The sequence below is a fragment of the Streptomyces sp. NBC_00370 genome (assembly GCF_036084755.1).
Taxonomy (GTDB): domain Bacteria; phylum Actinomycetota; class Actinomycetes; order Streptomycetales; family Streptomycetaceae; genus Streptomyces.
This window is the reverse complement of sequence record NZ_CP107968.1, coordinates 612,802-636,361: the sequence shown is the minus strand read 5'-3', so window position 1 is coordinate 636,361 and position 23,560 is coordinate 612,802. Positions and strand designations below refer to the sequence as shown.

Below are 23,560 nucleotides of genomic sequence, written 5' to 3'. Positions count from 1 at the left end.
GTCAGGGAGCGAGTTCCGCCACGCGGCTCCAGCCGTCCTGGGTTCCGGTGATCACCACCCGCACCTGGGTCGTGGTCACCGGATCGTTGAACGGGATCCGCAGGTCCGGTGCGGAGTTGCCTTCCACGGTCGCCTCCGTCGTCCACTGCGACCCGTCCCACGTCTGGACGGTGAAGTCCGTGGGCACGCCGTCCGGATGCGAGACGAGGGCCACGCTGTCCAGCGTCACCGCTGTCGGGGAGGTGACGGTGAGGCTGTCCGGGAAGGCGTTCTGGTTGTCGTCGTTCCAGAACGTGGCGGTGTTGCCGTCGGTGGCGTTCGCCGGGTCGTACGTACGGGTCGCGCCGCCCACCTCGTTGGGGGCGTGGAAGGTGGACGCCGTCGCCGTGGTGCCGGCCGGCCAACTGCCGAACACCGAGATCCGCACCTCGCTGGTGGCGACCGTGCCGTCCGGGGCCCGTACGGTCACCGGCACCGCGTAGTCGCCGCTCTTGGCATCGGCCGGCACGCCGATATGCACGGTGCCGAGGGTCTCGGTCGGCGCCGGGGTCAGCGGGATGCTCGCCGGGGTGGCCGAGACGGACCACCCGGCGGGTACCCGGGCGCCGAGTTCGGCGGATCCGGACGCGGTGGACGCACCCTCGATCACCACATTGACGTCGCCGGAGGTGCCCGCCTTGACCGGCGTCGAGTGGCCGGCTGTCACCGTGAGATGGCTGACCGGCGTCCGCGGGGCGCTGACGGTGAAGGTGTAATCGCCGGAGCCCGCCGTCAGGTTGAGTGTCCGGTCGGTGGCCTTGCCGACGCTCAGCCCGGGGTCGGACTGCGGGTGCCGGCCGGCGTCGTAAATCGTACGGCCGCTCTCGCGGACGGTGGATCCCGCGCCTCCCAGCAGCGGCAGTTTGACGGTGGCGGTCGCGCCGACCGGTATGACGGCGTGGTACGTCAGGGTGCTGCCGTCGCGTTTCCAGGAGCTTTCGACCTTGCCGCGCACGGTCTGCTGCGAGGCCGTGACGTGGGTCAGGTCACCGACGACACTCGGCGCCAGTGTGAGGGTGCTGAAGCCGGAGCCGGTGTCACCGGCCTGGATCCCGGCGAGCTGCTGGTAGTACCACTGGCCGATCGAGCCGGCGAGACCGATGTGGTCCTTGGACGAAGTGCCGTCGGGGGCCGAGGAGTTGTTCCACTTCTCCCAGATGGTGCCGGGTCCCTGGGTGACCATGTAGCCGAAGCTCGGCTCGTCCTTGCGCTGTGCCAGGGCCAGCGCCACGTCGTTGCGGCCGTACTTGCCGAGCGCCTGGAACACGTAGCTGGTGCCGACGAAGCCGGTGGTGACATGGTTGTTGTGCGCGCCGATGTCCTGGACCAGCCGGTTCAGCGCGGTCTGCTCGTGTCCCGCCGGGACCAGACCGAGCACCAGCGGCATCGCGTACGAGAGCTGCGAGCCGTTGCCGAAGACGTCGGTCGACGCGTTGAAGTACCGCTTGAGGAAGCCGGACTTCACCTGGGCGGCCACGTCGGTGTAGTGCGTGGCGTCGGCCTTGTCGCCGGTCACCGCGGCCATCTTCGCCAGCAGCGTCGCGTCGAGGTAGTAGAAGGCGGTCTGGAAGTAGCTGTGCGGTGTGCTGACGGTGGACAGCCAGTCGTCGCCCCAGGTGGTCGGGGAGTGGACGACGACATGGTCGCTGTCGCTGATCGTCGCCAGATAGTCGACCCAGGCCTTGACCTGGCGGTAGTTGTCGGTGATCGGCTTGGTGGTCCCGTACTGGACGTAGGAGTCCCAGATGATCTGCGGGTACGCGTTGCCCCACGCAGGGTCGGTGGCCCAGGAGTTCTGGCCGCCGTTGGCGGGCGCGACGGACGGGAGGCTGCCGTCGGCGTTGGCGCTCGTGCGGATGTCGCCGAACCACTTGTCGTAGAACGACTGCATGTCGAAGTTGCTCATCGCCTCCTGGTCGGTGTCGCCCGCGTCACCCAGCCAGCCGTGCCGCTCGCGCGTCGGGCAGTCCACCGGGATGGACTGCAGGCCGTTGAGTTGGGTCTGGGTGACCGCGCCCTGGATCTGGTTGAGCAGCGGGTCGGAGGTGCTGAACGAACCCGCCGCCGGTACGTCGGTGTGCACGGCCTGCGCCGCCACCGTGACCTTCGCGCCGGCGGGCAGCCCGCTGATCTCGGCGTAGCGGAACCCCGCGTAGGTGAAGTGCGGGGTGTACGACTCCTGTCCGGCTCCGCTGAAGGTGTAGTGGTTGGTCTGCCGGGGCGGGTCGGACGCGCTGAAGCTGATGTTGGCCGTCGACACCTCGCCGTTCGCGTCGAGTATTTCGCCCTGCTTGATGTCGACGGTGGTGCCGGCCGGTGCGGCGGCCTGGAGAGTGGTCCAGCCGGTGCGGTTCTGGCCGAAGTCGTAGACGCGCCGGCCGTTCGCCAGGGTGGTCTCCTTGACCGGCTTGTACGTCTGGACGACCCGCGTCGGCGGCGTCACATCGGCCTGGAGCGCGGTCATCGCGTCGAGGGCGGTCGTGGGGTGCTCGCCGTACGCGCCGAGTTCGGCGAGCCGGAAGGTGCAACTGGTGCCGATGCAGGGGAGCTTGGTGGCGGTCACCCGGATGTAGCGGCCGGTGGTGTCGGCCGGGACCACCACCGGCGTGGTGCCGGGGTTCGGCTGGTCGGCCCCGGTGCGGTCGACGAGGGTGGTCGCCGTGGCGAACGTCGGGTCGTCACCGACCTGGACCTTGTAGCGGACGGGGAAGCCGGCGCCGACGAAGTCACCGCCCGTGTCGTTGGTGGGCCGCGCGGGGAAGAGGGTGACCCTGCGCAGCTTCTGGCTCGAACCGAGGTCGGTCTGCACCCACTTGGTGACGTCCGGCGCCGACTCGATCGCGGAGTGGTAGCCCTCCGAGTTGTCGGTCGACGCGTCGACACCGTCGGTGAGCGCGGCGGGCGACCAGCCGGCCGTGGTCGTGGTGTCCAACGAGGTCACCGGCTTGCCCTGGGCCAGGCTCCTGTCGTGGGCGACCGGGAACAGCGCGTGTGCCGCGGGCCAGGACGCGTCGTCGAACCCGGCGGTGTCCCAGCCGGCCGGGAGCTTGCGGGCGTCGTACGCCTCGCCGTTCCAGAAGTCGTCAGCGGTGACCGGGCCCGCGGTGGTTTTCGTGTCAGGGCCGGTACCGAAGGCCGCCGTGGTGCCGTCGGTGTACGTGACGTCGAGCTGCGCCACGATCACCGGTGCACCGCCGTACTGGCCCTTGCCCGCCATCAGCGCGAGGGTGTTGTGCCCCGTGCGGAGCTGCCGGGTGACGTCCAACGAACGGTAGAGGACACGGGAGTTGTAGTCGGTGACCGAGGAGTCCAGTACTTCGGCCGGATTCACCCGTGCGCCGTTGACGTGCGGTTCCACGATGCCCTGCGCGCCGAGGTGGAGCCGGGCGCGGGCGACCGGCTTCGTCAGGTCGAAGTCGCTGCGGGTGAGGGCGCCGTCGTCGGCGCGCAGCCACCAGGCCGACCAGTCGGAGGCGTTGAGCAGTCCGGTGTCGAAGGAGGAGGCGGCGGACCAGGGGGAGGCCTTGCCCTCCTTGTTCCAGGTCCTGACCGACCAGGTGTAGGTGTGGTCACTGATCAGCGCGGGCCCGGCGTAGCGCACATTCGTGGAGTCGGCCGAACGGACCCGGCCGGAGTCCCAGCCGTCGGGCACCCGGTCGGCCTTGCCCGACGAACGGGGCTGGACGCGGATCTCGTACGCGGTCTGCGCCTCGGCGCGGCCCGTGTCGCGGACCGTCCAGGCGAAGGCCGGCCGCGCGACGTCGAGCAGGGCGCCGGACGCCCGCCCGTCCGCGCGCAGGCCGGCAGGGGCGAGCGTCGTTCCGTCGGCTCCGTGCCGGGACGGTGGCTGGGCCGAGGCGACAGTGGGGACGGCCAGGGCTGTCGCGGCGAACGCGGAGAGCACCGCGAGACGTCTGCGGCGCCCTCTCCGAGGTCCGACTGCGGTCATGGTGACGCCTCCTCAGGAGAAAAACGTTTCATTCCCGGGAATGTCTTACCGGTCGAGCCGGGTCGCAGCAAGGGTCCCGACGAAGAAATCCGCGCGCGTTCATGTCAACTACCGCTGGTGTGGCGGCAATATGTCGGGTCGGCATGGTTGCCATCGCGAGGTGGCCGTGGATAGCGTGTGCCGCGTCTGAGCTTGAAACATTTCAATTCATTTCAAGCCACTGTCATGTACCCACCACAAACGGGAGCAGCGATGCCGGACACGACAGAACCGGGCGCGGGACCCAGGCGGCGCGCGCTCCTGAGAGCGGGAGCGGCGACGGTGGTGGTCGCCGCGGGGATGCGCGGCGGCACGGCGGAGGCCGCGCCCCGGGCCGACAGCGCCGGCCGGGACGCCGCGAGCGGCGCGGGACACCGCGCCGCCCCCAGCGGCAGCTGGGACCGGTTCAACCTCTCACCCGTGGGGCGTACGGTGCGCCCGGTCGCCGTGCACAGCACCACCGGCGGCGTCGACAACGCCACGTACCTGGTCAAGAGGTCCGGCAGGGCCCGCACCCGGCTGACCGGCGCCGGCGCCTCGGTCACCCTCGACTTCGGCAAGGAGGTCGGCGGCTTCGCCACCCTGACCTTCGGTGACGCGTCGGACAGCGGCCAGACGATCGGTCTGACCTATTCCGAGCTGTCCACCTACATCAGCACGGCGTCCAGCGACGGCTCCAACGGCGGCTCGAACAACGAGCCTCCGGTGACCTACCCGGTCGACCCGGCGGGCCGTGTGAGCACCCAGACCTCGGTACCGACCGGCGGCACCGAAGCGGCGGGCACCCCGGTCAGCCAACTGCGCGGCGGTTTCCGCTATCTGACCGTCGTCAACCGGACAGCCGGCTCCGTCGATCTCACCGACGTCTCGGTCGACATCGCCTTCGCGCCGAACGTCGCCGACCTGCGGGCCTACCCCAACTACTTCTCCTGCGACGACGATCTGCTCACCCGCATCTGGTACGCGGGCGCCTACACCGTGCAGACCAACATCGTGGCGAGCAACCAGGGCCGGGTCTGGGGCCCGCCGGACGTGGGCTGGAACAACAGCGCCCGGATCGGCGAGTCCGGCGACACGGTGCTGGTGGACGGCGCCAAGCGGGACCGTACGGTGTGGCCGGGCGACCTCGGCATCTCGGTGCTGACCGACTACGTCTCGCTCGGCGACCTGCGGACCGTACGGAACTCGCTGGACACGCTCTACCGCCACCAGGCGGCGAACGGCGCCCTCCCGTACGCGGGCCCCGCGGTCAACTTCGTCGGCAACTCCGACGCGTACCACCTGTGGACGCTCATCGGCACCGCCTCCTACCTCCAGTTCAGCGGCGACACGGCATGGGCGACCGGTGTCTACCCGAAGTTCAGGACCGCCCTCGACTACATCACCGCCAAGATCGGCTCCGACGGCCTGCTCGACGTCACCCAGTCCGCCGACTGGGCCCGTACCGACTCCGACGGGAAGAACCTCGAAGCCAACGCGATCATGTACCGGACGCTGCTCGCCGCGGGCACCTTCGCCGAAGCGGCAGGCGACGCGGCGACGGCGGCGGCCTGCGCCGCGAAGGCCGTCGCCCTGAAGGCGGCGGTCGAGGCGGGCGGTTACTGGGACGCGGGCGCCGGGCTCTACCGCGACAAGCCGGGCTCCACGCTCTACCCGCAGGACGGCAACGCGCTCGCCGTCTGGTTCGGTCTGACCGACGACGCGGCCAGGACCGCCGCCATCGGCAAGGCGCTCGCCGCCCGCTGGACCAGGACCGGCGCGCTCACCCCGGAGAAGAGCGGCACATCGGTGCACCCGTTCCCCGGCGGCATGGAGGTGCACGCGCACTTCGAGGCCGGACTCGACCGCAACGCAGTGGACTTGATCCGGCTGGAGTGGGGCTACATGCTCGACGCGCCCCAGGGCACGGCGAGTACGTTCTGGGAGGGCTACCGCACGGACGGCACGTCGGACTACTCGGGCTCGTACATGAGCGCGGCCCACGGCTGGTCGACAGGCCCCACCTCGGCCCTGACGTTCTACCTGCTGGGGATCGCCCCCGACCCGCACGGCGCTCCCACCTACCGGATCGCCCCGCACCCCGGCGGAGTGCGGCACGCCGAGGGGCAGTTGACCACCCCGGCCGGCGTCGTCGCCGTGTCGTGGCAGGACCGTGGGCGCGACGGGTTCGACCTCACGGTCGACGCACCGGCCGGCGCCGTGGCGGAGATCGCGGTGCCGGTGCCGGACGCTGCGAAATATGTCGTCCGGGTGGGCAACAAAGCCGCCTGGGACGGCACTTCGCGCGCCTACTCGGCCCGGACGGACGGCGGTTACGTCGTGCTGACCGGCATCCCGGCCGGTAGCCGGAAAATAACGGCCCGCAAGCGCTGACCGCGCCCGTAGCCGTAGCCGTAGCCGTAGCCGCCGGCTCTACGGGACGCGGCCCACGGCCCCGTAGAGGTAGATGTCCTCGACCGGCGCGACGGGCTCGTCCCGGAACCACTGCGGGGCCCGGACGATGCCAGGTTCGACCACGTCGAGTCCGTCGAAGAAACGGCTGAACTCCTCGCGCGTCCGGGGCGCGAGCTTGATGCCGCCGTCCCGGTATCCCGCCGTCCCCTTCCGGGTGAACTCGGGAGGGGACAGGTCCGAGGCGCCTTGCGACAGCGCGACGTAACTGCCCGGGGCGAGGGCGGCGACCAGTGTGGACACGATGCCGTACGGATCGTCCTCGTCGGGGAGGAAGTGCAGCAGCCCGATCATGGACAGCGCTACCGGCCTGCTGAAGTCGAGCAGTTGGCGCGCGTGGTCGACGACCCGCTGCGGCTGCCGGACGTCGGCGTGGACGTAATGGGTCGCGCCGTCGGGATGGCTGATCAGCAGCGCCTCGGCGTGGGCCAGGACGATGGGGTCGTTGTCCGTGTAGACCACCTGCGACGCCGGGTTGACCTGCTGCACGATCTGGTGCAGGTTCGGCTCGGTCGGGATGCCAGTGCCGATGTCGAGGTACTGGTCCACGCCCTGGGTGGCCAGCCAGCGGACGGCGCGCTGCATGAACGCCCTGTTCTGCTTGGCCTGTTCGGCCGCGCCCGCCGGCAGTGACTCACCCACCGCCTGATCGACGGGGTAGTGGTCCTTGCCGCCTAAGAGGTAGTCGTAGACGCGTGCGGCGTGGGACACACTGGTGTCCACCTGAAGCTTCGGACCTGTCATGCGCCTGACGCTATGCCAAGAGTCCGTCACTCCGCCAGAGGCCCCCGTGACGCCCCGTCGCCGCCGCTCACGCGCCGCTGCCGTTCACCTGCGGCTGCCGCTCACTCGTCGTCGCCCGTGAGCGGTTCGTCCGACGGCGCGATGATGCGGGCCGTCAGGTCCGGCTCCGCCATGTCCGGGTCGAAGGGGAACATCGGGCGGCGGATCCGGTGGTGCCCGAGGCGCAGCAGGTCCTGGTCGACGCCGCCCGGGGTGAGCGCGAGTTTCCAGCCCACGGACATGTCGAACAGCTCGGGTTCGAGATAGCCGATCTTGACGATCACGATGTCGGCGCCGCGCGGATCGAGCGCGAGATCGGTGAAGTCGTGCTCGTGGTGGTACGGCTTTCGCAGTGTGGTGAGGATCGCGAACACGCTGCCTACCCGCAGTACGACCTCGGTCTCCGCGTCAGGGTCGCCCTGCCGGATCGAGTGCACGACGCCGGTCATGGTGAGCGGTCCCGCGTGCCGGTCGTCGACCTCCGCGCCCGCCGTGACGGTGACGGTCGCGCCGACGCCCGCCTTCCGCGCCGTGGCGACCGCTTCGGGGCCCGGCACCGAGGCGTAGATGACGGTGGGCCCTTCGGGGTCCTGGAACTCCGGCCTGGCGAGCACGTGCTGGAGTCCCCACGTGACGTCGCCCGCACCGCCCGCGGTGGGGTTGTCACCCGAGTCGCTGATGAAGTAGGGCCGGTCCGCCGAGGCGAGCGCGTCGTCGAGGCAGGCGTCGAGCGACCCGGTGGGCGCGACGAAGGCGAACCCGCGGCGGCTCTCCCAGAACCCTCGGGCCAGCCGCTCGGCGCCCGCACTCACCGCGGCCTGCGACGGTCCCGTCACCACGACGGCGGCCCGGTTGCGCGGCTCGTCGGCCCAGGCGTAGCCGACCCAGATCGCCGCGTCGATGACGCCGTCCGCCGCCTCGACGTCTGCCACGGCGGCGTAGACGCTCTTCGCCGGCTCGACGCGGGTCGAGGTCTGTTCGCCGGCGAGCAGCACCGGCACCGGGACCCAGGCCTTGACCGGCCGGGGCGCGCCGGAGACGAGCAGGTCCACGAGGTTGCGCGCGGCCCGCTCCTTCGTCTCCATGTGGTCCTCGTGCGGGGCCATCCGGTAGCAGGTGATGAGGTCGCTCTGGTGGGCCAGCTCCCGTGAGACGTTGCCGTGCAGATCCATCGAGGTCGAGACGACGACGTCGGGGCCGACCGTCTCGCGTATCCGGCGCAGCAGCAGGGCCTCGGCGTCGTCGATGCCCTCGACCGTCATGGCGCCGTGGATGTCGTACCAGAGGCCGTCGAGGTGCGGCATGGCCGCCAGTCGCTCGATCAGCTCGTCCGACAGCTCGGCGAAAGCGCCCGCCGTCACCTGGCCGCCCGGCAGGGACTTGCCGACGAGCGCGCCGTGCCACTGCGCAGCGGCGGCCAGCGGCTCGCCCGGCGCGAGAAAGGGGTAGCGCGCGATCACGTCGGCGTCCCTGGCGGGGCGGAAGGCCGGGGCCTCGGTCCTGGCGGGCGAGAAGGTGGACGATTCGATGCCGAGGCCCGCGATGGCGATGACGGGACGGGCGACGGGCGTGCGGGACGGCTGCACGGCTCCTCCTGCTGCGGTTGTCATGAGGTCAGGTCTCCGGTGGGTGCGGGGTTCCGGCGCGCCGGTACGGGGCGGGGCGCCGTGTCGGCGACCGCGTCGGCCGACTGCGCGGCGGCGCGCTGGAGCGCGAACTGGCCGGCGCCGAAGAGACCGGCGTCGGCGCCGAGACTCGCGCGCTCGATCGTGAGGTGCTCGGTCACCAGCGGGTGGCAGGCCTCGTACAGCTGGCTCCGCACGGCGGCCACCAGCGGTTCGAGGGTCGAGAGGATGCCGCCCAGATACACGGCGTCGGGGTTGAAGAAGTTGACGTTCGCCGCGAGCACCTGGCCGAGGTGGCGGCCCGCCTGGCGGACCGCGCGTGTCGCCTGGGGATCGGCGTCGGAGGCGAGGCGCACCACGTCCTCCACCGAGCCGATGGCGGCGCCGCTCTCCCGCAGGACCCGCACCAGCGCGGCTCCGGACGCGACGGTCTCCAGGCAGCCGGTGTTGCCGCACGAGCACGGGATGTCGCCCGCCGCGTCGATGCGTACGTGGGTGATGTCCCCGGCGGCGCCGGTCGCGCCCCGGTAGAGCCGCCCGTCGACGATGATGCCGCAGCCGATGGCCGAGCCGATCTTCACCATGATCGACTGGCCGCGTCTGCCGGGCCGCGCGGCGTGTTCGCCGACGGCCATGCAGTTGGCGTCGTTGTCGACGGCGGCCGTCACACCGAACCGCTCCTCCAGCCAGGTGCCGACGGGGAACCTGTTCCACCCCGGCATCCGGGAGGGCAGGGTGACGGCCCTGGACTCGACGTCGACCGGGCCCGGCAGGGACAGTCCGACGCCGCGCAGCCGCTCCCGGCCGCGGGCCTGGGCGAGCTCTTCGAGCGTCTCGGCGAGCCGCGGCAGCGCCGTTTCGGGGCCGTCGTCGAGGGCGAAGGGCACGGTCGAGACATCGGTCAGATCGCCGCCGGGCAGCACGACACCGATCCGGGCGTGCCGGCCGCCGACGTCGGCCGCGACGGCGTACTCGTCGGTACCGCCCACGCGCAGCACCTTGCGGGGCCGGCCGCCGCCGGACGCGCGGGTGCCCTGTTCGGCGACCAGACCGCGCTCGACGAGCTGGCTGACCGTGAGCGAGATCGTCGACGGAGCGACGCCGAGGAGCTCCGCCAGCTCGGTGCGTGACACCGCCTGGCCGGAGGCGATGAGTTCGAGGACGCGCGAGGCGAGGGAGGGCACACCCCTGGCGCCGCTCCGGTGCGGTGCACTTATGTCAGACATGGGTGAACTAACTTCCGGAACGGGGATGATGGCGATGACAGTACGCCTGCGCCGCTGTCCGGCCGAGAGGTCAAGGCCGCCCGGGTTCCGCCTCGTTACCTGCCAATTACGGATAAAATGAACCCCGGGGTGAGGGGTGAATGGTCCGACGTGGGCTTTCTTCAGAAAAAAAGAAACCTTCTTTTTACGAAAGTTCGTTTGTTTTTTCGGGCGAGGCGGCCTTGACTGCTCTTCCAAGCGCCCACCGCGACGTCTCCCCGCCTTCCGCCGGGACGCAACGGGTCGTACTTCATCAGGAGAGTCATGTTCCCTGCTCGCGTGACGGAACGCCGTCGATGGGCACTCATAGCGGGCGCCGCCGCCTCGGCGTGCGCGCTGCTCGCCGGGTGCAGTGGGTCGACCGGTTCCGCGTCCGCATCGTCGGACTCGATCAACTACGCGCTGCCCGCCAACTTCACACCGAACTGGATCCTGCCGATCGGCACCGCGGCACACCTCAACACCAACAACGGCTCCATAGCGGCCGCGCTCTGGGAGCCGCTCGTCGCGTACGACGGGTCCAAGGGCACCGTCGCCTGGAACAAGGAGGCGTCGCTCGCCACCGCCGCCGACTTCGCCAAGGACGGCAAGAGTGTCGATGTGACACTCGGCAACCGGCACTGGAGCGACGGCAAGCCGGTCACCTCGCGGGACGTCGAGTTCTGGTTCAACGTCATCAAGGCCAACAAGGCGCAGTGGGCCAACTACAACGAGGGCAAGGCCCCCGACAACTGGACGTCCTTCAAGACCGTCGACGCCACCCACTTCACCATCACGTTCGACCGCGCCTACAACAGCCAGTGGATGCTGGCCAACGAGCTGAGCCTCATCAAGCCCCTGCCGCAGCACGCGTGGGACAAGACGAGCGCGTCCGCGGCCGTCTCCGACGCCGACAAGACGCCCGCGGGCGCCAAGCAGGTGTGGACGTTCCTCAACACGGCGGCGAAGAACATCTCGGGCTACGCGACCGACCCGCTGTGGAAGGTCGTCGACGGCCCGTACACCGTCAAGTCGTTCGCGACGTCGGGCAAGGTCGTGCTCGCCGCGAACAAGAAGTACGACGGCGGTGAGAAGGCGAACATCGCGACGGTCAACCTGCTCCCGTTCACCACGACGGACGCGGAGAAGAACGCGCTGCGCGCGAAGACGGTCGACTACGGATACATCAACGCCGGCGACCTCGACCAGAAGGACTCGTTCACCAACAACGGCTACGCGGTGAAGCCGTGGACCGGGTGGGCGATCACGTACATGCCGTACAACTTCAACAACCCCACCATGGGGCCCGTGTTCAAGCAGCTCTACGCACGCCAGGCCGTGCAGATGTCGATCGACCAGACCAGCCTGTCGAAGGTCATCTTCAACGGCACGGCGGTCAACGGCTACGGGCCGATCCCGCAGGCCCAGAAGTCCGAGTTCGTCTCGCAGGTCCAGAAGGACAACCCGTACCCGTTCTCGACCGAGAAGGCCAAGGCGCTGCTGACCGCGCACGGCTGGAGCGAGCAGGGCGGTGTGATGGTCTGTACCCAGCCGGGCAGCTCCGCCGCGCAGTGCGGCGCCGGTGTGACCAAGGGGACGAAGTTCGAGATGCAGGTGCTCTCGCAGTCGGGCTCGCCGGTCACGGACAACATGATGAGCGCCGTCCAGTCGTCGCTGTCGAAGACCGGGATCAAGTTCTCGATCAAGACCGCGCCGGTCAACTCGGTCCTCTCGCAGACCCCGCAGTGCACGGCGAACCAGTCGATCTGCAAGTGGCAGCTCTCGTTCTTCGGTACGGCGGGCAGCTGGTACTTCAACGCCTTCCCGACCGGTGACTCGCTGTTCCAGACCAAGGGCGGCTCGAACTTCGGCAACTACTCCAACCCGGACGTGGACAAGCTCATCACCGCGTCCACGACCTCGACGTCCAACGACGCCGTGCAGCAGTACAGCGAGGCCCTCGCCAAGGACCTGCCGGTGATCTGGCTGCCCGAACCCGACTACCAGATCTCCGTGGTCAAGAACGGCCTCGGCGGCTTCTCGCAGGACTCCCTGGCCAACTTCCACCCCGCACAGTGGAAGTGGACCGGCAAGTGATCAACACGCGGCGGGGGAGCGGGTGCTGCCGGGCGAACCTGCCCGGACACCACCCGGCCCCCGCCGCGACCCGTACGCCCCACTGATCCGAACCGGCCGGAATCCAGATGCCAACCTTCCTGTACCTGACCAGACGAGTCCTTCAGGCCGTCGTGGTGCTCTTCATCGTGACGGTGGTGGTCTTCTGCCTCCTGCACGCGCTCCCGGGCGGTCCCGCTCGCGGGATCCTGGGACCGCAGGCGACAGCGCAGCAGATCGCGGACTTCAACCACCAACAGGGCTTGGACAAGCCGCTGCCCGTGCAGTACGTCTACTACCTCGGCACGCTGCTGCGCGGGGACCTCGGGACGTCGTACACGCTCAACGAGCCCGTGTCACAGCTCATCGCACAGCGTCTGCCCAAGACACTCGTGCTCACCGTGCTGTCGGCCGTCCTCGGACTGCTCCTCGCGATCCCGCTCGGGATGGCGCAGGCCGTCCGGCGCAACAAGCCCGTCGACTACATCGGCACCACACTGAGCTTCATCGCCTACTCGACCCCGGTGTACTTCCTCGGCCTCGTGCTCGTCCTGGTCTTCAGCCAGGTCCTGAACTGGTTCCCGGCCCAGGCACCCCAAGGCGACACGCTCGGGCAGGTGTTCGCCGACCCGGCGGGACTCGTCCTGCCGGTCGTGGCGGGCGCCGCCTCCATGGTCGCCGTGTTCAGCAGGTACATGCGCGCCGCCACCCTGGAGAACCTCTCCGAGGACTACGTACGCACCGCCAGGGCCGGCGGTTCGCGGCAGGGGGCCCTGCTGCGCCGGCACGTCCTGCGCAACTCGCTGACGTCCGTCGTCGCGATGCTCGGCTACTACGTACCCGTGCTCTTCGGCGGTGCGCTGGTGGTGGAGCAGCTCTTCAACTACCCGGGCATGGGACTGCTGTTCTGGTCCGCCGCCCAGTCGTCCGACTATCCGGTCCTGCTCGGTTGCGTCCTCGTCATCGCGCTCGCGACCGTCGTCGGCACGCTCCTCGCCGACGTCGTCCAGCGGATCATCGATCCACGAGTGAAGGCAGGTCGCGCATGAGCGCCGTACTGCAGCCGGGCCAGGCCCCCGGCACCCGGGCGTCCGCCCAGGGACGTCCCGGCGCTCCCGCCACCGGACTGCGCCTCGTCGCCCGCAGGTTCGCCCGCAACCGGCTCGCCGTCGTGGGGCTCGCCGTCGTCGTCCTGTTCGTGCTCTTCTGCTTCGTCGGACCGCTCGTGTACTCCACGGACCAGACGCACACCACGCTCTCCCAGGTGAACCTCTCCCCGAGCGGCAAGCACCTGTTCGGCACCGACGCCGTGGGGCACGACGAGTTCGGCCGGCTGATGTTCGGCGGCAAGGTGTCACTCATCGTCGGCCTCGCGTCCGGACTGCTCGCGACCGTCATCGGCACCCTCTGGGGCGCGACCGCGGGGTACGCGGGCGGCTGGATCGACGCCGTCATGATGCGCATCGTCGACGCGGGCATCGCGATCCCCGCGCTCTTCATCCTCCTGGTGATCTCCGCGATCTCCAACCCGGGGGTCTGGGGCCTCGTCGTCATCATCGGACTGGTCTCGTGGCTCGTCCCCTCCCGGCTCATCCGGGCGGAGACCCTCACCCTGAAGAGCCGCGACTACGTGCTCACCCTGCGCGCCATCGGCGGCACCCACAGCCGCGCGATCGGCCGCCACATCCTGCCCAACTCCATCTCGACCATCGTCGTCGCCGCGACCTTCCAGGTCGCCGACGCGATCCTGCTCGTCGCGTACGTGTCGTACCTCGGCCTCGGCGCCCAGCCACCCGCGACCGACTGGGGCGGCATGCTCTCCGCAGGCCTCAACGCCGCCTACTCCGGGCGCTGGTGGCTCATCCTGCCGCCCGGCCTCGCCATCATCCTGGTCGTGTGCGCCTTCAACGCCATCGGCGACGGCCTCCGTGACGCATTCGACGTGAGGGGACGCGGATGACCGCCACCGAAGCGACCGCAGTGACCGCCGAGCCCATCCTCGAACTCGACGGCCTCGGCGTCACGTTCACCACCGAGAACGGCGACGTGCCCGCCGTACGCGGAGTGTCGCTGCACGTACGGCCCGGCGAAACGCTCGCGCTGGTCGGTGAGTCCGGCTCGGGCAAGTCGACGGTCGCGCTCGCCGCGATCGGACTGCTGCCCGGCAACGCCCGCGCCACGGGCCGCGCATCGGTCGGTACGACCGATGTCGTCGCCGCCTCCGAAGCGGACCTCGCCAAGCTGCGCGGCCGCAAGGTCTCGATGGTCTTCCAGGAGCCCGCGACCGCACTCGACCCGCTCACCCGCGTCGGCAAACAGATCGCCGAAGTCGTACGCAACCACCGCTCCCTGTCCGCCGCCGACGCGGCGAAGGAAGCCGTCTCCTTGCTGCGCCGTGTCGGCATCCCCGACCCCGAACAGCGGGCGTCCGCCTTCCCCTTCCAGCTCTCCGGCGGACAGCGGCAGCGCGTCGTCATCGCCATGGCCATCGCGAACGGTCCGAGCCTGCTGATCGCGGACGAACCGACCACGGCGCTCGACGTGACCGTGCAGGCCGAGATCCTCGACCTGCTGCGCGAACTCGCCGTCGACTCGGGCACCGGCGTGCTGCTGGTCACCCACAACATGGGCGTCGTCGCCGACTTCGCCGACCGGGTGGCCGTCATGCTCCAGGGCGAGATAGTCGAGACGGGACCGGTGGAGGACGTACTGCTCCGCCCGACCCACGACTACACCAAGCGGCTGCTCGCCGCCGTACCCCGGCTGAGCGTCGCCGAGCGCGGTGCGGAGCCGGTGAAGACCGGGACAGGCCGCGCCTCCGCCGACCCCGTGGTCGATCTGCGCGACGTGACCGTGCAGTTCGGCCGCGGCCGTGGCGCGGTGCGCGCCCTCGACGACGTGTCCTTCGCGGTCAACCCCGGCGAGACCGTCGGTCTCGTGGGGGAGTCGGGCTCCGGCAAGTCGACGGTGGCCCGTGTCGCACTCGGCCTCGTCCAGCCCGCGGCCGGAACGGTCTCGCTGTTCGGCACCGACCTCGCCAAGACCAGGGCCCGCGCCCGCCGGGCCCTGCGGTCCGGTGTCGGTGTGGTCCTCCAGGACCCCGTCGCCTCGCTCGACGCGCGGATGAGCGTCGCCGAGTGCATCGCCGAACCACTGCGTGTCCACCGACGTGGCATGTCGGCGAAGGAGCGCCGGGACCTGGTCGCCGAGATCCTTGAACGGGTGCGCCTGCCCAGGGACTTCGCGCGACGGGCCCCCGGTGAACTGTCCGGCGGACAGCGCCAGCGGGTGAGCCTCGCCAGGGCGCTCGTGCTCGCCCCGCGACTGCTCGTCGCCGACGAGCCGACCAGCGCCCTGGACGTCAGCGTGCAGGAGACCGTGCTCGAAGTGATCTCCGAGCTGAAGGACGAACTCGGCTTCGCCTGCCTGTTCGTGTCCCACGACCTCGCCGTGGTGCAGCAGTTCTCCGAACGCGTCGTCGTCATGCGGGCAGGACGTATCGAGGAGGAGGGCGCCACCGAGGCGACGCTCAGCCACCCCGAGACCGACTACACCCGCCGGCTGCTCGCCGCCGTGCCCGTACCGGACCCGATTCTGCAAAGACGGCGCCGTGCCGACCGGCAGGCGGCGCTCGCCGCAGGCGGATCGGACGCGTCGGTCACAGCGGAAGTTGACGGCGGATCGGACGTCGAAGCATGAGCCGAACGGAGATACACCGACCCGTGCGCGCCAGGTACGCGGGGATCGACATCGGAGGCACCACCACCCAGGTCGTGCTCTGCACGGACGAACTCGCCGTCGTCGACCACATGGAGGTCGCGACCCCGGCGGCCGACGGCGGAACAGCCATGGTGGGCGCGGCACTTGACGCGCTGCGGATGCTTCTCGGCCGGGTGCCGTCCGACCTGCGCGGGGTCGGGGTCGGCGCCGCGGGAGTGGTCGACGCCAGTACGGGACATGTCCTCGTCGCCAGTGACTCGTTCACCGGCTGGGCGGGCTTCCCGGTCACGGAGACCGTCGAAGCGGCCCTCGGCGTACCGGCGTTCCTCGACAACGACGTCAACGCGTTCCTGCGCGGTGAGGTGTCGAAGGGCGCCGTCGAGGGGGAGCCGTACGTCCTGGGGATGACCCTCGGCACGGGTGTCGGCGGGGCCTTCTGGATGGGCGGGGAGCTGTTCGAGGGCCCGCACGGCGCGGCGGGCGAGATCGGCCACATCCCGGGCTTCGGCGACCTGCCGTGCACCTGCGGCGGCCGTGGTCATCTGGAGACGCTGGCGTCGGGGCGCTCCATCGGCGCCCGCTACGAGGAACGGACCGGCCGGCCCACCACGGCCCGGGACGTCGCGGACGCGGCGGACCGGGGCGACCCGGACGCGGTCGCGGTGTTCGAAGCGGCGGGCTCGGCCGTCGCGCGGGCGATCCTCATCACGGCGGGCGTCGTCGATGTCACCACGGTGGTGATCGGCGGCGGTGTCAGCAGGGCCTGGTCCCTGCTCGAACCGGCGATCCTGCGCGCACTGGCGGCGGAACCACCCGTGAGCGGGCACCCGGTGCGGCTCGTACGGAGCGCGCTGGGAAGCAGCGCCGTCGCGATCGGCGCCGCGTCCCGGGCCCGTACGGCACGAGCCGACGGCCGGCGGCCGGACGGGCCGCGCTCCGGCCGCCCGGCGGCGACGGTGCAGGGGCAGCGGTAGTCTGCGGCACCATGACGCGTGCCTGGATTCTGCCGACGCTGTTTCTGCTCTGCGGCGTTGTCGTCGCGGCCGGGCCGGCCCTCCGGGGGAGTCCGGGCCTGGCCGCGGTGTGCCTGCTGGTGTTCGTGGCGGTCGCGGTCGTGCACTCGCCGCTGGTCTTCCCGCGGTCGATCGGCGCGCCGGAAGCACAGCGCCGCAGCGCCGCCGACGGCCGCCCGGTCGTCTTCTGGCGGCCGGGCTGCAAGTACTGCCTGCGGCTGCGCTTCCGACTGGGCCGTCACTCTCGGCAGTTGCACTGGGTCGACATCTGGCGCGACCCGGCCGGCGCCGCGGTGGTCCGGGCGGCGAACGGCGGCGACGAGACCGTGCCGACCGTCGTCGTGGCGGGCCGGGCCCACGTCAACCCGGAACCTGACTGGGTACGTGCACAGCTGACGACGTGAGTGAAGCGCGCACGCCCGGCAAGGCGTTGCTCAACGGCCTTTTTCGGCAGCGGACTTGAGCGCGTCGAGGGTGGACTGGTGCGGCTGGTCGATGACCGCCTTCGACTCGTCGACAAGACCGGTCAGCCGGGCCACCTCGGCGTTTGTCAGATCCGCCGCCACCTCGGCCGCCGCGGTGTTGGCCCGCAGATGGTCGGGGTCGGCCGTACCGGGAATGACGACCATGGCGGGGGAGCGGCGCAGCAGCCAGGCCAGCGCGACCTGGGCCGGTGTCGCGCCGAGCCGCTTCGCGGGGCCGGTCAGCTCGTCGTAGTCGGCGAGCCGCCCGGAGGCCAGTGGGAAGTACGGGACGAACATGATGCCGTGCGCCTCGCAGTCGGCGAGCACCTGGACGCCGCTGCGGTCCAGCAGGTTGAAGCGGTTCTGCACGGCCGCGATCGGCGTCATCCTGCGCGCGCGGGCCAGCATCTCCGGCGATGCGCCGGACAGCCCGATGCGCCGGACGAGCCCTTGGTCGCGCAGCTCGACGAGCACACCCAGCGACTCCTCCAGCGGCACGTCGCTCGGTCCCGCGGGACCGTCGCCGCCGAGCCGCAGGTACGTCAGCTCGCTCGCCTCCGTACCGAGGTCGGCCAGCGACTCGTGGACCTGGCGCCGGACCGTTTCCGGGTGGTCCGTGATGATCCATGTCTTGTCGGGGCCGCGCCCGGCGCCGACCTTGTTGCCGACGATCAGTCCCTCGGGGAAGGGCCGCAGTGCCTCCCCGATGAGCTGGTTCACCGTACGCGGTCCGTACGCGTTGGCGGTGTCGAAGAACGTGACGCCCAGCTCGACCGCCAGGCGCAGCACCCGCCGCGCCGACTCGGGATCGTCCGGCGGCCCCCAGACGTTCGGTCCGGCGAGCTGCATGGCGCCGTATCCGACACGATTCATTGGCTTCTCCCTTGCCGTATCACTGCCACGGGCATCTGCGTAGCAGTGCCCGTGTCAGTGATACGCCGAATGCCGTAGCATTGCAACCGTGGACGAAGCGAAGAGCCGTACCCGGCGACAGATCCTTGAAGTGGCCGCGGGCATCCTGGAACGCGAGGGCGCGCAGGCGCTCTCCACCCGCTCGGTCGCGGCGGCGGCCGGTATCCGCGCGGCCTCCCTCTACCAGTTCTTCGCCGACAAGGACGGCCTTCTCGCCGCCCTGGCCATCCACGGCTTCGACATCTATCTGGCCGAGAAGCACGATCTGGCGCACACCGACGACCCGGTCGACGACCTGCGCCGAGGCTGGGACATCCACGTCGACTTCGGGCTGCGGCACCCCGCCTTCTACCTGCTGATGTTCGGCACGGACCGGCCGGACCGCCGGCCGCCCGCCGCCGACGAGGCCCACGACCACCTGCTGAAGGCACTCGACCGCGTCGCCGCCGTGGGCCGCCTGCGGGTCCCGCCCGCTCTCGCCGCGAGCTTGTCCACGGCGGCCGTCACGGGCGTCACCCTGTCGCTGATCAGCACGCCCGCCGAGGACCGTGACCCGGACCTCGCCCGGCGGATGCGCGACACCGTCCTCGACTCCCTCACCACCGACCCACCCCCGCCCGCGGACCCCCGCCTCGCGTCCCGCGCGCTCGCCCTCGACGCCGCCGTCAGGACGACGGACGAGGCGACGCTCCCGCTGAGCCCGACCGAGACGGCCCTCCTCAGAGACTGGCTCCACCGCCTCGCCCGCTGAGCCGCGCAGACCCGGGGTGGCGGGTCTCAGTCGAGGATGAAGTCGCCCCCGGCCGCTGTGGCGAGGCCGGGACCGAACGCGGCCGCCGGTGTGTAGGCGCCCGGCCCGGCTTCGCCGCGCGCCAGCCGCAGGGCGATCTCCGCTGCGACGTCTGCGGTGTACTCCATGCCGTCACCGACGCGCAGCCAGCCCTCGCGGCTCGTGCCGTCGGACCAGGTGACGACGGCGTGTCCCCAGGAATGATGTCGCGGCCTCGGCGCGGCCTTGGTCGTGGTCCGGGCCATCCGGCGGACGGCGAACCGGCCCAGGGCGGGGACGGACAACAGCACTCCGAGCGCGGGCAGTACGGCCCGCACGACGGGCGAGGCCGGGGCCAGCGCGGAGGTGGCGGTGACGGACGGCGCCCCGCTGGCCCGCTGCGCGGCCAGTAGTTCGCCCGTCGGGACGCCCGCGGACTTCACCCGCTGCCCGTCGGGAAGGGTGAGGTGCTGCGGGTTCGCGCCGAGCCGGGTCCTGGCCAGGCGGCCGTTCCTGTAGTCACGTCCGCCGGTGGTCAGCACCTCGACGAAGGTGGCGGCGAAGGCGGTGCCCAGCACTCCGTCTTCGGCGGCCACGGAAGACAGAGCGTCGACGCGTACCGCGTCCGGGGTCGGCCGGTCCTCGCACAGCTTCGCCACGACGGCCTCGGTCGCCAGCACCCCGAATCCCCCGCCGGTCACGAGCGTGCTCCCTGCGGTGGTTGCGTCGTCGTGCAGGGTGAGCAGCCGGCCGGCCGCAGCCAGGTCGGCCGCCAGATCCACGTAGTGGCCGCCCGGCATACAGGCGCGGGCGATCGGCTCGGCCGTCTCGGCGTAGTCGCCGATGGTGTTGACAACCACAACCGGCCGCTCGCGGGTGATCGCGGCGGCGATGTGTTCTGCCGTGCCGGCGACTACGGTCTTCGTGCCGTCGCCGAGGCCGAGATCCGCACCAACCTTGCGCAGACGCTCGTAGTCACGTCCGACGAGCACCGGCGTGACGCCCCGCGCCGCCAGCCGCGCGGCGACCGCGCGGCCGATCCGGCCCGTGGCGCCCAGGACCCACACCTCGTCGGTCTCTTCGTTCGGTGCCATCGGGATTCCTCTCCGCGTCGGCTTCCACGCTGATGTCTCACTGTGTCATCACTCAGGCTAGCAGCACTGACGGCACAGTGAGACATCACTTGCTAGGGTCGGACCATGGCGCGATGGGACCCGGGAACGGAAGAACGGCTCACGAAGGCCGCGTTGGAGCTCTACAGCGAGCACGGGTACGACAGCGTGACCGTGACGCAGATCGCCGAACGCGCTGGAATCACCCGGCGCTCGTACTTCCGCTACTTCCCCGACAAGCGCGAAGTGCTCTTCGCGGGCTCCGAGCGCCTGCCCGCCGCGGTGGCCGATGCCGTGCGAACCGCCGACGAGACCGCCTCCCCGCTGACCGCGACCCTCGACGCCCTTGCCCAGGTGGGCACGCAACTCGTCATGCTGGTCGATCATGCCGCCGAACGCCGCGCCGTGATCGACAGCAGCGCAGAACTCCAGGAACGCGAGCGCACAAAACTCGCGGCACTCACCACAGCGATCCGGGGCGCACTCGACCAACGCGACGTGGAGCCCGGCAGGGCAGGATTGGTCGCCCAGATCGCGACGATCGCCTTCCAGAACGCGTTCTTCCAATGGGTCGAAGCCCAGGGGCAGATCGACTTCCCGACCTGCCTCCGATCGGTCGCCACGGAACTCCGGGACACCCTCCGGCACGAGTAGGCGAAACGCTCCGAGCCCCGCGGCACTGCGGAAATGGCCCGCTGGCACACATGTACGAGGCCTAGGTGGCGCGGTTAGAGTGCCGGACGGACAAGTTGTGTTCTCTTGTTAACGACTTTGTGAAGAGGATTTCGTGTTGAGTCAGGTTCCATCAGGTATTTGGTGCGGCACCGACCGCCAGGTGACGGAGGGGCCCGGTAGGCCGGTCGAGGGCACGGGGTGTGCGGCATGAAGCGCATCCTCATCCGCTCGGGGAAGAGCCCCTTCCGTGTCGCCACGCACGAAGAGTTCATTCACCAGGACCTGATCGGTACGAACAACGGGAATCTGCTCTTCAGCGACGCCGCACACAAGCTGCTGCTCACCGACCGTACCGAGGTCACGTCCAACGGGATCAGGACCAACTCCTCGGCCGAGCGGGCGCGGGAGATCAACGAGCAGTACGACGTCTTCGTCGTGCCGCTCGCCAACGCCTTCCGTCCCGCTTTCCAGGCGTCCCTGGACCGGCTGTCCACGCTGATCGAGCAACTCACCATTCCCGTGGTGGTCCTCGGCGTCGGGGCGCAGGTCGGCGCCGACTACGACACGGAGCCGCTGCGGCCCATGGAGGCGTCGGTGCGCCGGTTCGCCCGGGCTGTACTGGAGAGATCCCCGGCCATCGGTGTCCGCGGTGAGCTGACCGCCTCGTATCTGCGCGGCCTCGGTTTCGGCGACGTCGACATCATCGGCTGCCCTTCGATGTTCCTGCACGGCGGCACCTTCCCCACGCCCCGTGACCCCGGCACCATAGACGCCGGCTCTCGGATCGCCATCAACCTCTCGCCGGACGCGATACCCGTCGGCGACGTGGGCGGCCTGGCGCGGCACGCGGTGGAGCGCTTCCCGCAGCTGACATACTTCGCGCAGAACACCCTGGACGCCGAGATCCTCTTCTGGGGCGACACCACGGCGGCGGCAGGGAGGCACGACGCGTTCCCCCTCCAGCTGACGCACCCGCTGTTCCGGGAGAACAAGGTCAGGGTGCCGATGGACCCGACCGTCTGGATGCGGGAGCTGGCCTCGTACGACTTCGCCTACGGCACCCGCATCCACGGCAACATCGCGGCCCTGCTGGCCGGCACTCCGGCCGTGGTACTGACCCACGACTCCCGCACCCTCGAACTCTGCCGCTACTTCGACCTCCCGCACCGGCAGCTGCCCGGTCTGCCCGGGGACATCCACCCCCAAGACCTCTACGACCAGGCCGACTTCAGCGGGCTTCTCAAGGGGCACGCGGAGCGGTTCGACCGTTTCACCGCCTTCCTCGACAAGAACGACCTGGAGAACACCTTCATCCACGGCGACGGCGGCGCTGCCTTCGACGCACGGATCGCGGACATCGAACTGCCGCCCTCGGTGGCGCTGTGGGACGGCTCCGACGACGGCGCGTTGCGCTACCGCTTCAGCCGGCTGCGTGAGCAGCTGGCACACAACAACGCGTCGGCCGAGCGCCGCATCAACGGACTCACCAAGAAGAACAACGACTTGCAGAAGCGGCTCACCACGGCGGAGCGGCAGTACAGCTCCGTACAGCAAGAGATCGCCGCGATGCGCAAGCAGTTGACGGCGACGGAGAAGCGGATGTCGGGCGTCGAGAAGCGACTGCTGGTCCGCCTCGGCCCGGCGATACGGCGCCGGGTGCGCCGGAAGTAGCCGACGGCGGGCCCGGCGGACACCTACGCCGGGCCCTCGCGCGGGCTGCTGGATCCGCCGGGTTACCAGGAGCCGCCGTGGTACGCCAAGCCCAGTACGAGCGCTGCCGCCGCGGTGGCCAGGAAGACGATTCCGCCGACGATGTTGCGGGAGCCCACCCGCAGGTGGGCGATGATCGCGCCGATGAAGTACAGCACGAGGCCGGACGCGGCGACGGCTCCCAGCAATGGCACGGCGAATCCGGCCACCAGGCCTACGGTGCCCGCCGCCAGCAGCAGCCCCAGGACCGGCACCCACTTCCGGGGCAGGCCCTTCATGTCCGCCTGGGACTTGGGGTATTCGTGGCCGATCAGGTAGGTGACGGCGGCGGCGCCGTTGAAGACCGCGCCGAGGATGGTGACCGTGACATAGGCGGCGAACACGCATTCTCCGTTTTCTGCGGGGGAGCGCTGCTGTGCGGCGCTCCCTTGGGATGTCGTCCTCCTGCAAGAGAAGCCGGCGACTCGATGTGTGACATCGATCAGGAACTAGTTGGTCTGGACGATCTGGATGAGGTTGCCGCAGGTGTCGTCCAGCACCGCCGTGGTGACCGGCCCCATCTCCACCGGCTCCTGCGTGAACCGCACGCCCAGCGCGCGCAGCCGCGCGAACTCCGCGTGCACGTCGTCCACGGCGAAGGCGGTGGCCGGGATGCCGTCCTCGACCAGTGCCGACTTGTACGGCTTGACGGCGCGGTGGCCGTCGGGCTCCAGCAGGAGTTCCGTGCCGTCGAGGTCGTCGGGGGAGACCACCGTCAGCCAACGGTCCTCTCCGACGGGCACTTCGACCTTCTTCACGAAGCCCAGTACGTCCGTGTAGAAGCGCAGGGCCTTGTCCTGGTCGTCGACGAACACACTGGACAGGTGGATCCTCATGGTTCTCCTCCGTGGTTACGTGAACCGAGCGCGATCACCGAGCCCGATCACCGGCGCGGGTGGCA

General features: G+C 70.3%; 18 protein-coding genes. 10 read left to right on the top strand and 8 right to left on the bottom strand.

The genetic code is table 11. The features are described 5' to 3' along the window. Position 1: 1 nt before the first annotated feature. Positions 2-3,988 (bottom strand): family 78 glycoside hydrolase catalytic domain, encoded by a 3,987-nt coding sequence (locus OHS57_RS02820; RefSeq protein WP_328580872.1) that lies wholly within the window; start codon positions 3,986-3,988, stop codon positions 2-4. Positions 3,989-4,240: 252 nt separating this feature from the next. Between OHS57_RS02820 and OHS57_RS02815 the strand changes: the two genes are divergently transcribed. Further along, a complete protein-coding gene (locus OHS57_RS02815) occupies positions 4,241-6,400 on the top strand; it encodes an alpha-L-rhamnosidase-related protein (RefSeq protein ID WP_328580871.1) in 2,160 nt (719 codons plus the stop codon). Positions 6,401-6,439: 39 nt separating this feature from the next. On the opposite strand, the gene OHS57_RS02810 is transcribed toward OHS57_RS02815, so the two are convergent. The 3 genes from OHS57_RS02810 to OHS57_RS02800 form a co-directional block, all read right to left on the bottom strand. Then, positions 6,440-7,222, bottom strand: coding sequence for an SAM-dependent methyltransferase (locus OHS57_RS02810; protein ID WP_041999002.1), 783 nt, complete (start codon positions 7,220-7,222; stop codon positions 6,440-6,442). Between the two features lie 101 nt (positions 7,223-7,323). Next, complete coding sequence (locus OHS57_RS02805) at positions 7,324-8,871, bottom strand: M81 family metallopeptidase (protein ID WP_041999005.1); 1,548 nt, start codon at positions 8,869-8,871, stop codon at positions 7,324-7,326. Continuing rightward, the gene (locus OHS57_RS02800; protein ID WP_041999008.1) at positions 8,868-10,112 is read right to left on the bottom strand and encodes an ROK family transcriptional regulator; all 1,245 of its coding nucleotides are present in this window, start codon (positions 10,110-10,112) and stop codon (positions 8,868-8,870) included. Before OHS57_RS02800 ends, OHS57_RS02805 begins: the two co-directional genes overlap by 4 nt. Positions 10,113-10,415: 303 nt before the next feature. Here OHS57_RS02800 and OHS57_RS02795 point away from each other — a divergent pair, with 303 nt between their 5' ends. The 6 genes from OHS57_RS02795 to OHS57_RS02770 all read left to right on the top strand — a co-directional run bounded on the left by OHS57_RS02795 (position 10,416) and on the right by OHS57_RS02770 (position 17,382). After that, a complete protein-coding gene (locus OHS57_RS02795) occupies positions 10,416-12,227 on the top strand; it encodes a peptide ABC transporter substrate-binding protein (protein ID WP_328580870.1) in 1,812 nt (603 codons plus the stop codon). Positions 12,228-12,334: 107 nt separating this feature from the next. Next, positions 12,335-13,294: an ABC transporter permease gene (locus OHS57_RS02790; protein WP_041999014.1), complete on the top strand. Its 960-nt coding sequence runs from the start codon at positions 12,335-12,337 to the stop codon at positions 13,292-13,294. Beyond that, positions 13,291-14,205, top strand: coding sequence for an ABC transporter permease (locus OHS57_RS02785; RefSeq protein WP_041999016.1), 915 nt, complete (start codon positions 13,291-13,293; stop codon positions 14,203-14,205). The genes OHS57_RS02790 and OHS57_RS02785 overlap by 4 nt, the downstream gene beginning before the upstream one ends. After that, positions 14,202-15,944, top strand: coding sequence for an ABC transporter ATP-binding protein (locus OHS57_RS02780; protein ID WP_328580869.1), 1,743 nt, complete (start codon positions 14,202-14,204; stop codon positions 15,942-15,944). The genes OHS57_RS02785 and OHS57_RS02780 overlap by 4 nt, the downstream gene beginning before the upstream one ends. A gap of 23 nt (positions 15,945-15,967) precedes the next feature. Further along, positions 15,968-16,939 (top strand): ROK family protein, encoded by a 972-nt coding sequence (locus OHS57_RS02775; protein ID WP_328580868.1) that lies wholly within the window; start codon positions 15,968-15,970, stop codon positions 16,937-16,939. Positions 16,940-16,950: 11 nt separating this feature from the next. Further along, positions 16,951-17,382, top strand: coding sequence for a glutaredoxin domain-containing protein (locus tag OHS57_RS02770; RefSeq protein ID WP_328580867.1), 432 nt, complete (start codon positions 16,951-16,953; stop codon positions 17,380-17,382). 30 nt (positions 17,383-17,412) lie between these two features. Here the strand turns inward: OHS57_RS02770 and OHS57_RS02765 are convergent, their stop codons facing one another. After that, positions 17,413-18,315, bottom strand: a complete 903-nt coding sequence (locus OHS57_RS02765) for an aldo/keto reductase (protein ID WP_328580866.1) — start codon at positions 18,313-18,315, stop codon at positions 17,413-17,415. A gap of 88 nt (positions 18,316-18,403) precedes the next feature. Here OHS57_RS02765 and OHS57_RS02760 point away from each other — a divergent pair, with 88 nt between their 5' ends. Continuing rightward, complete coding sequence (locus OHS57_RS02760; RefSeq protein WP_328580865.1) at positions 18,404-19,105, top strand: TetR/AcrR family transcriptional regulator; 702 nt, start codon at positions 18,404-18,406, stop codon at positions 19,103-19,105. Positions 19,106-19,131: 26 nt separating this feature from the next. Here the strand turns inward: OHS57_RS02760 and OHS57_RS02755 are convergent, their stop codons facing one another. Further along, positions 19,132-20,217 carry a hypothetical protein gene (locus OHS57_RS02755; RefSeq protein ID WP_328580864.1) on the bottom strand — a complete coding sequence of 362 codons (1,086 nt, stop codon included), beginning with the start codon at positions 20,215-20,217 and terminating at the stop codon, positions 19,132-19,134. 105 nt (positions 20,218-20,322) lie between these two features. On the opposite strand from OHS57_RS02755, the gene OHS57_RS02750 reads away from it, so the two are divergent. Then, entirely contained in the window at positions 20,323-20,889 is a 567-nt protein-coding gene (locus OHS57_RS02750; protein ID WP_328580863.1) for a TetR/AcrR family transcriptional regulator, read from the top strand. Positions 20,890-21,117: 228 nt separating this feature from the next. Next, positions 21,118-22,581, top strand: a complete 1,464-nt coding sequence (locus tag OHS57_RS02745; RefSeq protein WP_328580862.1) for a polysaccharide pyruvyl transferase family protein — start codon at positions 21,118-21,120, stop codon at positions 22,579-22,581. A gap of 62 nt (positions 22,582-22,643) precedes the next feature. Here OHS57_RS02745 and OHS57_RS02740 read toward each other — a convergent pair whose 3' ends face one another. Together OHS57_RS02740 and OHS57_RS02735 are read right to left on the bottom strand one after the other, a co-directional pair. After that, entirely contained in the window at positions 22,644-23,003 is a 360-nt protein-coding gene (locus OHS57_RS02740; RefSeq protein ID WP_328580861.1) for a DoxX family protein, read from the bottom strand. A 105-nt stretch (positions 23,004-23,108) separates the two neighbouring features. Further along, positions 23,109-23,495, bottom strand: coding sequence for a VOC family protein (locus OHS57_RS02735; RefSeq protein WP_328580860.1), 387 nt, complete (start codon positions 23,493-23,495; stop codon positions 23,109-23,111). Positions 23,496-23,560: the final 65 nt, after the last annotated feature.

Coding starts and splice junctions, on each gene's coding strand:
- OHS57_RS02790 (WP_041999014.1), top strand. CDS start 12,335: ATGCCAACCTTCCTGTACCTGACCAGACGAGTCCTTCAGGCCGTCGTG.
- OHS57_RS02765 (WP_328580866.1), bottom strand. CDS start 18,315: ATGAATCGTGTCGGATACGGCGCCATGCAGCTCGCCGGACCGAACGTC.
- OHS57_RS02735 (WP_328580860.1), bottom strand. CDS start 23,495: ATGAGGATCCACCTGTCCAGTGTGTTCGTCGACGACCAGGACAAGGCC.
- OHS57_RS02755 (WP_328580864.1), bottom strand. CDS start 20,217: ATGGCACCGAACGAAGAGACCGACGAGGTGTGGGTCCTGGGCGCCACG.
- OHS57_RS02795 (WP_328580870.1), top strand. CDS start 10,416: ATGTTCCCTGCTCGCGTGACGGAACGCCGTCGATGGGCACTCATAGCG.
- OHS57_RS02820 (WP_328580872.1), bottom strand. CDS start 3,988: ATGACCGCAGTCGGACCTCGGAGAGGGCGCCGCAGACGTCTCGCGGTG.
- OHS57_RS02805 (WP_041999005.1), bottom strand. CDS start 8,871: ATGACAACCGCAGCAGGAGGAGCCGTGCAGCCGTCCCGCACGCCCGTC.
- OHS57_RS02770 (WP_328580867.1), top strand. CDS start 16,951: ATGACGCGTGCCTGGATTCTGCCGACGCTGTTTCTGCTCTGCGGCGTT.
- OHS57_RS02815 (WP_328580871.1), top strand. CDS start 4,241: ATGCCGGACACGACAGAACCGGGCGCGGGACCCAGGCGGCGCGCGCTC.
- OHS57_RS02785 (WP_041999016.1), top strand. CDS start 13,291: ATGAGCGCCGTACTGCAGCCGGGCCAGGCCCCCGGCACCCGGGCGTCC.
- OHS57_RS02745 (WP_328580862.1), top strand. CDS start 21,118: ATGAAGCGCATCCTCATCCGCTCGGGGAAGAGCCCCTTCCGTGTCGCC.
- OHS57_RS02810 (WP_041999002.1), bottom strand. CDS start 7,222: ATGACAGGTCCGAAGCTTCAGGTGGACACCAGTGTGTCCCACGCCGCA.
- OHS57_RS02800 (WP_041999008.1), bottom strand. CDS start 10,112: ATGTCTGACATAAGTGCACCGCACCGGAGCGGCGCCAGGGGTGTGCCC.
- OHS57_RS02750 (WP_328580863.1), top strand. CDS start 20,323: ATGGCGCGATGGGACCCGGGAACGGAAGAACGGCTCACGAAGGCCGCG.
- OHS57_RS02780 (WP_328580869.1), top strand. CDS start 14,202: ATGACCGCCACCGAAGCGACCGCAGTGACCGCCGAGCCCATCCTCGAA.